Source organism: Microbacterium sp., assembly GCF_003248605.1.
In the GTDB taxonomy this organism is placed as follows: domain Bacteria; phylum Actinomycetota; class Actinomycetes; order Actinomycetales; family Microbacteriaceae; genus Microbacterium.
The window spans coordinates 1-11,743 of the sequence record NZ_QFPF01000080.1 but is presented as its reverse complement, the minus strand read 5'-3'; the positions used below and the strand labels follow the sequence as shown (position 1 = coordinate 11,743).

Genomic DNA, 11,743 nt, shown 5'->3' with positions numbered 1-11,743 from the left:
GTTCGGCGCGTTCGTTCGCGTCGCGGACGGCATCGAGGGCCTCGTGCACATCTCGGAGCTCTCGGGCAAGCACGTCGAGCTCGCCGAGCAGGTCGTCTCCGTCGGCGAAGAGGTGTTCGTCAAGGTCATCGACATCGACCTCGAGCGTCGCCGCATCTCGCTCTCGCTGAAGCAGGCGAACGACTCGGTCGACCCGTTCGGCACCGAGTTCGACCCCGCGCTCTACGGCATGGTCACGGAGTACGACGAGAACGGCGAGTACAAGTACCCCGAGGGCTTCGACTCCGTCTCCGGCGTCTGGCTCGAGGGCTTCGACGCCCAGCGCGAGAAGTGGGAGCAGGAGTACGCTGCGGCCCAGGCTCGCTGGGAGGCGCACAAGGCTCAGGTCGCCAAGACGCTCGAGGCCGAGGCCACCGCCGCGGCCGACTTCGGCGGTTCGGCGTTCACGAGCGAGCAGGCCGGCTCCGGCACGCTCGCCGACGACGAGGCGCTCGCCGCTCTGCGCGAGAAGCTCTCGGGTCGCTGATCCGCGGCTGAGAAACGCACCGACAGGGGCCGGGACCGAAAGGTCCCGGCCCCTGTTGCATGTCCGACGTGCGATGTCGGGACCGGCCGCATGTCGCCGCTAGGGTGACAACCATGCCCGACGCCCCCCGCCGCGCCCCGCTCGTCCTCACGGCGCTCACGCTCGCGGCGCTCGTCTGCAACATCAATCTCGCGGCGGCCAACATCGCCCTGCCCGACATCGGCGACGCGTTCGGCGCCACCCAGACCCAGCTCAATCTGGTCGCGCTCGGCTGTTCGCTGGGGCTGGCGATGTCGGTGCTGTACCTGGGCGCCGTGGCCGACCGCTACGGGCGCAAGCAGCTGCTGATGCTGGGCCTCACGCTCACAGTCCTCGCCAGCTTCGTCTCCGCCTTCTCCGTGTCGATCGAGACGCTCATCGCGGCGCGGGTGTTCACCGGAATCGCCGCGGGCATGGCCTATCCCACCACCCTGTCGCTGATCACGGCGCTCTGGGCCAGCGGCCCGCGACGCACCGGTGCCATCGCGCTGTGGTCGAGCGTGAGCGCCATGGCGACCGTGATCGGCTCGGTGCTCGCGGGCCTGCTGCTGATCGAGTGGTGGTGGGGGTCGGCCTTCCTCCTCGCCGCACCGATCGCCGCCGTCGCGCTCGTGCTCGTCGCCGCGCTCGTGCCCGCGCACGTCAACGAGTCCACCGAACCGATCGACCACGCCGGGGGAGTGCTGGCCACGTTCGCCGTCGCCACGCTGGTGCTCGGTGTCAGCATGGTGTTCGCACCCGGTCAGCTCGCGCTCGGAGCCGTCCTCTTGGTCGCCGCCGTCGTGCTGCTGGGGGCTTTCGGGTGGCGCCAGCGTGCGGCACAGCATCCCCTCTACGACCTGCGGATCGCCCGCCGCAGGCTCTTCTGGGTGCCTGCGGCCGCCGGCACCATCGTCTTCGGCTCGCTGATGGGGGCGATGTTCGTCGGACAGCAGTTCCTCCAGAACATCCTCGGCTACGACACACTCGAGGCGGGACTTGCGGTCGTGCCCGCCGCGATCGGTCTTCTGCTGGTCGCCCCCCTCTCCGCCCGCCTCGTCACGGCGCGCGGGTCACGCGTGACGATGCTCACGGGTTACGTGCTCGTTTTCGCGGGGTTCGTGACGATGCTCTTCTGGGGTGAGCGCACTCCGTACCCGCTCATCGCGATCGGATTCTTCGTGATCGGCGCGGGAGCGGCGTTCGCGATGACCCCCGCCTCGCGATCGCTCACGCAGAGCACACCCGTGCGGCGCGTGGGCATGGCCTCGGCCACCTCGGACCTGCAGCGAGACCTCGGTGGGTCGATCATGCAGGCGCTGCTGGGTGCGATCCTCGCGTCGGGCTTCGCGGCCGCATTCGGCCGGCAGATCGCCGCCAGCAGCGAGGCGTCGACCATCTCCGACAGCGTCACGGCAGCGTTGCAGGCGTCCTACGCGTCCGCTCTTCACGTGGCCGACCAGTACCCCGCCTCTCGCGACGAGATCCTCGCCGCGGCCGCGCAGAGCCTCGTCACCGGCGCCCTCGCCGCGTACCTCGTCGGTGCGATCGCGATCCTCCTGGGCGCCGCCCTCGTGCTTTTCTGCCTGCCCGCCCACGCGCGTGAGCACGAGCTCCTCGCCGAGTACGAGGCCCAGGATGCCGCGCGCCCGGCCCCCGCCGTCGGGGACGCGCCGGCGTCCGGGCCGCGCCTGCCGGGTGGTCGGGCCCGGGTCCGATAACGTCGACGCATGGCCTCGGAGGTGGCGGGCGCGAGGCGCGCCCGTGTAGACGACACCGCGCGAGAGCGCACCGTCCTCCTGAACCAGTCGCTCCTGGCGGGCGTCGCTCTCCTCGCCGTCGTACTCATCCTCATGTTCGGTCAGGTGCGCGCCGTCACGCCGCTCGTGATCGGCTGCGCGCTCGTCTTCGTCGCCACGGGCGCGGCGATGATCGTGCCGTGGAACCGGCTGCCGCACATCTGGGGCGCGCTCATCCCCGTCGCCGACATCATCGCGATCGCCTTCCTGCGCGACGCGTCGCCGACGGCCGGCCTCGGCATCCTCTGGGCCTTCCCTGTGATGTGGATCGCCTGGCTGTACGGGGTGGCGGGCGTCGTGCTCTCGGTCGTCGGCGTCAGCACCCTGTTCTGGCTGCTCGTCGCCGCCGACCCCACGCAGTCCCTCAGCACCTCGACCCTCCTGCTGCCCGTCACCATCGCTGCGGTCGCGACGATCGCCTATCTCGCCTCGCGGCGAGCCCTGGCCCAGAGGTACCTGCTCGACAAGCAGTCACGGCACCTCCAGCAGTCCGTCGATCGGGCGCGCCGTCAGGAGGACATCGTGATGGATGTCCTCGACGCCGTCGACTTCGGGGTGATCCGCATCGCCCCCGACGGCACGCTCGCCGTGACCAACGAGGCCCACGCGCGGCTGCAGGGCTCCCGCGACCACAAGGGCGAGACCGTCGCCTACGGCTCCGACGGCGTCACCCGTCTCACCGCCGAAGAGCTGCCGCTCGTCCGCGCGCGCCGGGGTGATGTCTTCGAGAACGAGCTGGTCTGGTACGGCGACCCCGGCGACGATCGGCGGGCACTGAGCATCACGGCCCGGCAGATCAGCGATCTCGACGGGTCGTTCGCCGGAACGATCGTCGTCTCTCGCGATGTCACGACAGAGGAGCTCGCCCTGCGTGCGCGAGAAGACCTCGTGGCCTCCGTCTCCCACGAGCTGCGCACGCCACTCACCTCGATCATGGGCTACCTCGACCTCGTCCTCGACGACGACGAACTCTCGCCCGCCGCGCGCCGAAACCTCGAGGTCGCCGAGCGCAACGCGGGGCGGCTGCTCGAGCTGGTCGCCGACATCCTGACGGTCTCGGCCGTCTCCCGAAAGGGCATCGACCTGAGCATCGACGCGGAGGTCACGGATCTGTCCGACGTCGTGCGCGAAGCCGTCGAGAGCCAGGCGCCGCGGGCCGCCGAACGCCGCATCACGATCGACGATTCGGGTATCGAAGAGACGATCGCCTATGCCGATGCGCACCGCATCCGTCAGGTGATCGACAACCTCGTATCCAACGCCATCAAGTACAACAACGACGGCGGTCATGTCGAGGTGGGCGCGACATCCGACGGCCTGCACGCGTGGATCGTGGTGCGCGATGACGGACCGGGCATCTCCGAGCAGGAGCTGCCTCGACTGTTCGAACGGTTCTTCCGCTCGGATTCGGTGCGCAAGTCGACGACGCACGGCAGCGGGCTGGGGCTTGCGATCAGCCGCGACATCGTGCGCGCGCACGGCGGCGAGATCACGGTGCAGACCCGCCCGGGCGAAGGGTGCACGTTCATCGTGCGGCTGCCGACCGCAGATCCGAAGGGAGAGGCCTGATGGTCTTCGATCTGTTCACCACCTCGATGCTCGCGGCGGTCGTGGTGGTCGTCTCGGGAGTTCTGTTCATCGTCGAGAGCGTCGTGCGCAAGGACGCCGGGGCCGGGCGCGTGTGGTCGCTCGCTTTCCTCGGCGCGATCCTGTCGACCCTCTGCTACCTCGCCTGGGCGGCGGGCATCGATCCCTGGATCGCGGTCGCCGTCGGGAACGCCGCGTTCGTCGCGGGCACGGGATCGATGTGGCTCGGATGCCGGAGCTTCAACGGCCGGATCCTGCGCGTGCCCGCGATCATCGTGTCGGCAGCATCCGTTGCCGCGCTCGTCGCGGTCCTCATCGAGGGACCCGACGGCGGGGACTGGGCCGGGGCCGTGGTGATGTTCGTCGCGCTGGCGACGTTCGCGATCCTCGGCTCCATCGAGAGCCGGCGCGGCGCGATGGGGCGGCACGCCACGGCGATCGGGCTCACCGTGGTGCTCGCCTTCCAGGGCCTGTTCTACACCGCCCGCACGCTCGTCTTCCTCGCTGCAGGACCGGAAAGCGCGATCTTCCAGACGTGGTTCGGCTCGATCACCGTGAGCTTCCTGACCGTGATCCTGACGATCGTCGCCGTCGTGACGATCTCGGTTCTGCGTGGAACACCGGCCACGCGGACGATGGGCGATGCCGCAACGCTCGCGCTCAGCCCGGACGGCGTACTGCTGCCGGGTTCGTTCGAGCGGGTGCTCGGCCCCGTTCTCGACCGCGCGCGACAGTCCGGCGAACGGATCGCGGTGATCGCCCTGCGCATCGACGACCTCCCCCACATCGCGACCGCGTTCGGGCCGCTGGAGGCAGAGGACATCACGCGGGAGTGGCGGGCAGGCGTCCGCCGGTACGCGCCCACGACGGCGATGATCGGCGAGACCGACACAGCCGGTCTCGTGGTCGGATTCCCGCCCTCCTCCATCGGCGACGCGCGACGCATCGCCAGCCGTATCCACCGCCGGGTGCTCGATGACTTCGCCACGATGGGGACGGCGGTCGTGCCGGTCGTCGGGGTGGGTATCGCCCTCACGGACAGCATCGGCTACGACGCCGACCAGATGGTGCGGGCGGCATCCGAGGCGGCGACGCGTTCGGCATCGAGTCCCGACGCGTCTGTCATCATCGCCGGCATGGTCTGACCCGGTACCCGGATCGTCCGGCTGACCCGGGTGCGGTCGTCCCGGCCGGGTTCAGGCGGCGGTGAGCCGGTAGCCCACGCCGCGGATCGTCTCGATCCAGCGCGGCTGGGCGGCGGACTCGCCGAGCTTCCGGCGCAGGTTCGCCACGTGCACCTCGATGGCACGGGCGTCGTGCTCGCTGACGTAGTCGCTGCCGCCCACGTAGCGGTCGCCGCGCAGCATCAGGGCGAGGTCGTTCTTGCTGACCACGCGACGACCCGCGCTGAGCAGATCGAAGAGGATGTCGAACTCGCTGCGGGTGAGCTCGACGTCGTCGTCTTCGACCGTCACGACGCGCATGTCGGGGTGCAGTCGCAGTCCCTTGTGCGAAAGCCAGCCCTCGTCTTCGGGAGCCGCCGTCGCGACCGGAGACGGCGCGGTGGCGACGGCGACCGCGCCCGTGCTGGGCGCATCGCCCGCGACGGTGCCGCGCGGGCGCCGCATCATGGCCTCGACACGAGCGCGCAGCTCTCGAGGGCGGAAGGGCTTGGTGACATAGTCATCGGCGCCGGACTGCAGCCCCAGCAACGTGTCGATCTCGTCGGCGCGCGCCGTGAGCATCACGATGTACGTGTCGCTGAAGGCCCGGATGCGCTTGGCCGTCTCGTATCCGTCCATGCCCGGCATCGACACGTCGAGAGTCGTCACGACCGGGTCGTGGGCGCGGACGAGTTCGATGCCGTCGAGGCCCGCCGAGGCCGAGAAAACAGAGAAACCGGCCTGCTCGAGAACCGACGAGATCAGTGAGCGGATGTCCGCGTCGTCCTCGACGACGACAGCAACACGCGACTCCTGCACGGACACCCCTCCTGTGCGTCTCCGCACCCCTGGGGTGGGTTCGGCGACATCCAGGATGATATCCCAGAACACGCGCGTGAATGCTTCCCCCGGCATCCGCCTCGTCCTAATCGCTCGGAGGGGACGACAAAAAAGCACCCGTCACGGCGGTCGTCCCCACGACCACCGTGACGGGTCCCGCCACGTGCGAGCACGTGGCGGAGGAGAAGGCGCGGGGCGTGTGGATCACGCCCGCGCCCCCACCGGGAGAGGCGGCGGCGCCGCGGAAACTCCCCAGTCCCGCGCCGGCCGCCTCCTCTCGCCGAGAGGTCTGAAACTGCGGTGGCCCCCGACCGCCGCAACGCTCGACGCCTCACCCAGGCGTCTCGACATGCTCGCGTTCGGGTTCGCGAGCGAGCCCGCCGAGGGCGGGTGCGTGAGCGTTGTCGGCGGTCGGAGACCCCGTCTGTCGGGAGCGTGCACGGCGAGGACCCCCCAGACCTCGCGATGCCGCCCTGCGGTGCATGACACGGCGTTCCCCCCGCATGCGCCATGCGCCTGCACCCGCGCGCCGCGTCCCCCGAGGCGGTCGCGCAGGATGTCTGCAGCCACCGGGACCCACGCCGCGCCCGCGGCCCCAGAGTGCGCGATGGTGTCCATCTGCGCTCCTTCCGCTGGGCGACGATGTCGGTGTCCGGTGGTGTCTCGGGATCCTCCTGGCCGGCTGACCGGTCGTTCGCATCCCGTATGAAGAAGCTATGGCGCGCCCCTCAGGCGATCCTCAAGCCCGGCTCAGCGTCGACTTCAGGTTTCGGGAGCACCCCTCGCCCGGTCCTCAGGACACGGCATGGCATGCTCGAGGCATGCCTCTGATCGCGCTCACCGGCGGCATCGCGTCGGGCAAATCGACCATCGCGCGGCGTCTCGCCGGTCACGGCGCCGTCATCGTCGACGCGGATGCGCTCGTGCGCGAGGTCCAGAGCCCGGGCTCGCCGGTGCTCGAGCGCCTCGCCGCAGAATTCGGTGACGACATCCTGGAGCGCGACGGCTCGCTCGCCCGCCCGCGACTCGGCGCGCGGGTGTTCGGGCGCCCTGACGCGCTCGCACGCCTGAACGCGATCGTCCATCCTGCCGTCCGCGCGCTCTCCGCGGCGAGATTCGCTGCGGCACTGGCCGCCGACCCCGACGCCGTCGTCGTGTACGACGTGCCCCTGCTGGTGGAGGCACGCGGGGACGACCCCTGGGATCTGGTGGTGGTGGCACACGCGCCGGCGGCCATCCGGGCGGGTCGTCTCGTGACCGAGCGCGGACTATCGCGTGCGGATGCCGACGCGCGCATCGCCTCGCAGGTCTCGGACGACACGCGGCTCGCCGTGGCGGACGTCGTCATCGACACCGCCGGTTCGCTCGCGCACACGGAGGCGCAGGCGGACGCCCTCTGGGAGCGCCTGCGCACGCCCAGCGCGAACACCGGGACCGATGTCGGGGGCCCGTCCTAGGCTCGGAGCATGCAGACCACCCGCAGCGTCCGGCCGTTCGAGGTCGTCAGCGAGTACCAGCCCTCGGGCGACCAGCCGCAGGCGATCGCCGCGCTGGCGCAGCGCATCAACGCCGGCGAGACCGACGTCGTGCTGCTCGGGGCGACGGGCACCGGAAAGTCGGCGACGACCGCGTGGCTCATCGAGCAGGTGCAGCGTCCGACGCTCGTGCTCGCCCACAACAAGACCCTCGCGGCGCAGCTGGCCAACGAGTTCCGCGAACTGATGCCGCACAACGCCGTCGAATACTTCGTCTCGTACTACGACTACTACCAGCCCGAGGCCTACGTGCCGCAGACGGACACCTTCATCGAGAAAGACAGCTCGATCAACGCCGAGGTCGAGCGCCTGCGTCATTCGACGACCAATTCGCTGCTGTCCCGTCGCGATGTCGTCGTGGTGTCCACCGTCTCGTGCATCTACGGGCTGGGTGCGCCCGAGGAGTACCTGCGCGCGATGGTTGCCTTGCAGACGGGCGAGCGTTACGACCGCGACGCGCTCATCCGCAAGTTCATCTCCATGCAGTACAACCGCAACGACGTCGACTTCTCGCGCGGCAACTTCCGCGTGCGCGGCGACACGATCGAGATCATCCCCGTCTACGAGGAGTATGCGATCCGCATCGAGCTCTTCGGCGACGAGATCGAGGCGCTCTACCGGCTGCATCCCCTCACCGGCGACGTGCTCGAGCGACTCGACTCCGTGCCGATCTTCCCGGCATCCCACTACGTCGCCGGCACCGACGTCATGCAGCGCGCCATCGGCACGATCGAGGTCGAGCTCGAAGAGAGGCTGAAACAGCTCGAGGGACAGGGCAAGCTGCTCGAAGCGCAGCGACTGCGCATGCGCACGACGTTCGACCTCGAGATGATGCAGCAGCTGGGATTCTGCTCCGGCATCGAGAACTACTCGCGACACATCGACGCGCGTGCCCCCGGCGAGGCGCCCCACTGCCTGCTCGACTTCTTCCCCGACGACTTCCTCATCGTCATCGACGAGTCCCACGTCACGGTGCCGCAGATCGGCGCGATGTACGAGGGCGACGCGTCGCGCAAGCGCACGCTCGTCGACCACGGGTTCCGGCTTCCGAGCGCGATGGACAACCGTCCGCTGCGCTGGGACGAGTTCAAACAGCGCGTCGGACAGACGGTCTACCTCTCGGCCACCCCCGGTCGGTACGAGATGGGCATCGCCGACGGCGTGGTCGAGCAGATCATCCGCCCGACGGGGCTCATCGACCCGCAGATCGTCGTCAAGTCCGCCAAGGGCCAGATCGATGATCTGCTGGAGCAGATCCGTGTGCGCGTCGGGCGCGACGAGCGCGTGCTCGTGACGACGCTCACCAAGAAGATGGCGGAGGAGCTCACCGACTTCCTCGGGGAGCACGGCGTGCGCGTGCGCTACCTGCACTCCGACGTCGACACGCTGCGCCGTGTCGAGCTGCTCACCGAGCTGCGGGCGGGCGTCTACGACGTGCTGGTCGGCATCAACCTCCTGCGCGAGGGACTCGACCTGCCCGAGGTGTCTCTCGTGGCGATCCTCGATGCCGACAAGGAGGGGTTCCTGCGCAGCGGCACCTCCCTCATCCAGACGATCGGCCGCGCGGCGCGAAACGTCTCGGGCGAGGTGCACATGTACGCCGAGACGATGACGGATTCGATGCGCAAGGCCATCGACGAGACCAATCGCCGCCGAGACAAGCAGATCGCCTACAACCTCGAGCACGGCATCGATCCGCAGCCCCTGCGCAAGCGCATCGCCGACATCACCGAGGTGCTCGCGCGCGAGGGCGCCGACACCGCGGCCATGCTGTCGAAGCGGGATGCCGGCGGCAGAGCCGGCAAGGGCAAATCGCCCACGCCGCGGCTGCGGCGCGAGGGGATCGCCGCGGAGGGCGCGGGCCAGCTCGAGGCGACGATCGCGGATCTGAGCGACCAGATGCTCGCGGCTGCCGCCGAGCTCAAATTCGAGCTCGCGGCGCGCCTGCGCGACGAGGTCCAGGACATGAAGAAGGAGCTGCGGGCCATGGAGCGCGCCGGGCACGCGTGAGGTCAGGACCGCGCCGCGTCACGCGGTCGGCGGGGCTCCGGCATCCGCTCGCGGCGAACCTCGAGCCGATGTCGGAGGCCGCTCCTACACTTGACGAGTGCCTATCGTCCCCGTCGCCACCCCCGCCAAGCTCAGTGTTCGCGGTGCCCGCGTGCACAACCTGCAGAACGTCGACCTCGACATCCCGCGCGATGCGCTCGTCGTCTTCACGGGCCTCTCGGGATCGGGCAAGTCGAGTCTCGCCTTCGACACGATCTTCGCGGAGGGTCAGCGCCGGTATGTCGAGTCCCTGAGCGCGTACGCGCGGCAGTTCCTCGGCCAGGTCGACCGCCCCGACGTCGACTTCATCGAGGGTCTCAGCCCCGCGGTCTCGATCGACCAGAAGTCCACCAACCGCAACCCGCGGTCCACGGTGGGCACCATCACCGAGATCTACGACTACATGCGCCTGCTGTGGGCGCGCATCGGAGTGCCGCACTGTCCCGAGTGCGGAGAGGTCATCCAGCGTCAGACGGTGCAGCAGATCGCCGATCAGCTGATGGAGCTGCCCGAGCGCACGCGATATCAGATCGTCGCGCCCGTGGTGTCGCAGAAGAAGGGCGAGTTCGTCGACCTCTTCCGGGAGCTCGGGGCCAAGGGCTACGCCCGCGCCATCGTCGACGGCGAGCTGATCCAGCTCGCCGAGCCGCCGACGCTGAAGAAGAGCTACAAGCACGACATCGCCGTGGTCGTCGATCGCCTGGTCGCGAGCCCCGACATCCTCGGCCGCGTCACCGACTCCGTCGAGACGGCGCTCGGGCTGGCGGGCGGCATCCTGCAGATCAATTTCGTCGACGAAGAGGGCGACGACGCGTGGCAGAACTTCTCCGAGAAGCTCGCCTGCCCCAACGGACACCCCCTGCAGCTCACCGAGATCGAGCCGCGAACCTTCTCGTTCAACGCTCCCTTCGGCGCCTGCCCGACCTGCTCGGGCCTGGGCACCCGCATGGCGGTGGATGTCGAGCTGCTGCTCGGCGATGACGAGCTGTCGATCCGCGAGGGCGTCATCGTCCCGTGGACCACGCAGGGCAAGGGGCTGTTCCAGTACTACGAGAGGTTGCTCGAAGGGCTCTCGCGAGACCTCGACTTCTCCCTCGACACCCCGTGGCGCGAGCTTCCCTCCGACGTGCGGGAGGCGGTGCTGCGTGGTGAGAACTACAAGGTCACGGTCAAATGGAAGAACCGATACGGGCGCGAAATGCGCTATGCGTCGGGGTTCGAGGGTGTCGTGCCGTACATCGAGCGCCAGTGGCTGCAGGCCGAGACCGACACGCAGCGGGTTCGCTGGGCCGAGTTCCTGCGCGAGGTGCCCTGCCCCGTGTGCGACGGCGACCGGCTCAAGCCCGAGGTCCTCTCCGTGCTCGTCCACGGCCACTCCATCGCCGAGGCGTCGCGCCTGAGCCTCGGTCAGGCCCGCGACTACTTCGCGCAGCTGACCCTCACCGATCGCGAGGCCGCGATCGCCGCCCAGGTCCTGCGTGAGATCCGCGTACGCCTCGACTTCCTCATCCAGGTGGGGCTCAACTATCTCAGCCTCAGTCGCGCCGCGGCATCCCTGTCGGGCGGCGAGGCGCAGCGCATCCGGCTCGCGACGCAGATCGGCTCGGGGTTGACCGGGGTGCTCTACGTGCTCGACGAGCCCTCGATCGGGCTGCACCAGCGAGACAACCGACGGCTCATCCAGACCCTCGTCGCGCTGCGCGATCTCGGCAACACGCTGATCGTCGTCGAGCACGACGAGGAGACGATCGAGTCCGCCGACTGGGTGGTCGACATCGGCCCGCGCGCCGGCGTCAACGGCGGCACCGTCGTGCACTCCGGGCCGTACGCTGCGTTGCTTTCGGATGAGGACTCGCTCACGGGAGACTACCTGGCCGGCCGGCGCGGGATCCCGACTCCCGCGACACGGCGCAAGGTCGACAAGTCGCGACGGATCACCGTCGTCGGCGCCCGCGAGAACAACCTCCAGAACGTGACGGTGGACTTCCCGCTCGGGCTGCTGACCGCCGTCACCGGCGTCAGCGGGTCGGGCAAATCGTCGCTCGTGAACGGCATCCTCTACGAGGTGCTCGCCTCCCGCCTCAACGGTGCGCGGCGGGTTCCCGGCAAGCACACCCGTGTCACGGGTCTCGACAACCTCGACAAGGTGGTGCACGTCGATCAGAACCCGATCGGCCGCACGCCGCGCTCCAATCCCGCGACGTACACGGGGGTCTTCGACCGGAT

The 11,743-nt window shown here is 69.4% G+C and carries 8 protein-coding genes; 7 read left to right on the top strand and 1 reads right to left on the bottom strand.

From position 1 onward, the window contains the following. From DI573_RS10850 to DI573_RS10835, 4 genes are all read left to right on the top strand, one after another. Nucleotides 1-526: S1 RNA-binding domain-containing protein (locus tag DI573_RS10850; protein ID WP_292813921.1), on the top strand; the 526-nt coding region annotated here is incomplete at its 5' end. A 59-nt stretch (nucleotides 527-585) separates the two neighbouring features. After that, a complete protein-coding gene (locus tag DI573_RS10845; protein ID WP_292813919.1) occupies nucleotides 586-2,265 on the top strand; it encodes an MFS transporter in 1,680 nt (559 codons plus the stop codon). A gap of 9 nt (nucleotides 2,266-2,274) precedes the next feature. Further along, nucleotides 2,275-3,912 (top strand): HAMP domain-containing sensor histidine kinase, encoded by a 1,638-nt coding sequence (locus DI573_RS10840; protein WP_292813917.1) that lies wholly within the window; start codon nucleotides 2,275-2,277, stop codon nucleotides 3,910-3,912. Further along, a complete protein-coding gene (locus DI573_RS10835; protein WP_292813915.1) occupies nucleotides 3,912-5,075 on the top strand; it encodes a hypothetical protein in 1,164 nt (387 codons plus the stop codon). The genes DI573_RS10840 and DI573_RS10835 overlap by 1 nt, the downstream gene beginning before the upstream one ends. Before the next feature lie 51 nt (nucleotides 5,076-5,126). Here DI573_RS10835 and DI573_RS10830 read toward each other — a convergent pair whose 3' ends face one another. Next, the gene (locus DI573_RS10830) at nucleotides 5,127-5,984 is read right to left on the bottom strand and encodes a response regulator transcription factor (protein WP_363331361.1); all 858 of its coding nucleotides are present in this window, start codon (nucleotides 5,982-5,984) and stop codon (nucleotides 5,127-5,129) included. 770 nt (nucleotides 5,985-6,754) lie between these two features. On the opposite strand from DI573_RS10830, the gene coaE reads away from it, so the two are divergent. From coaE to uvrA, 3 genes are all read left to right on the top strand, one after another. Further along, nucleotides 6,755-7,390, top strand: a complete 636-nt coding sequence (coaE, locus tag DI573_RS10825; RefSeq protein WP_292813912.1) for a dephospho-CoA kinase — start codon at nucleotides 6,755-6,757, stop codon at nucleotides 7,388-7,390. 9 nt (nucleotides 7,391-7,399) lie between these two features. Continuing rightward, a complete protein-coding gene (gene uvrB, locus DI573_RS10820; RefSeq protein WP_292813909.1) occupies nucleotides 7,400-9,478 on the top strand; it encodes an excinuclease ABC subunit UvrB in 2,079 nt (692 codons plus the stop codon). 97 nt (nucleotides 9,479-9,575) lie between these two features. Beyond that, nucleotides 9,576-11,743 (top strand): excinuclease ABC subunit UvrA (gene uvrA, locus DI573_RS10815; protein ID WP_292813907.1); only part of this gene is annotated, 2,168 nt, incomplete at its 3' end.

Coding starts and splice junctions, on each gene's coding strand:
- DI573_RS10845 (WP_292813919.1), top strand. CDS start 586: ATGTCCGACGTGCGATGTCGGGACCGGCCGCATGTCGCCGCTAGGGTG.
- DI573_RS10840 (WP_292813917.1), top strand. CDS start 2,275: ATGGCCTCGGAGGTGGCGGGCGCGAGGCGCGCCCGTGTAGACGACACC.
- DI573_RS10835 (WP_292813915.1), top strand. CDS start 3,912: ATGGTCTTCGATCTGTTCACCACCTCGATGCTCGCGGCGGTCGTGGTG.
- coaE (WP_292813912.1), top strand. CDS start 6,755: ATGCCTCTGATCGCGCTCACCGGCGGCATCGCGTCGGGCAAATCGACC.
- uvrB (WP_292813909.1), top strand. CDS start 7,400: ATGCAGACCACCCGCAGCGTCCGGCCGTTCGAGGTCGTCAGCGAGTAC.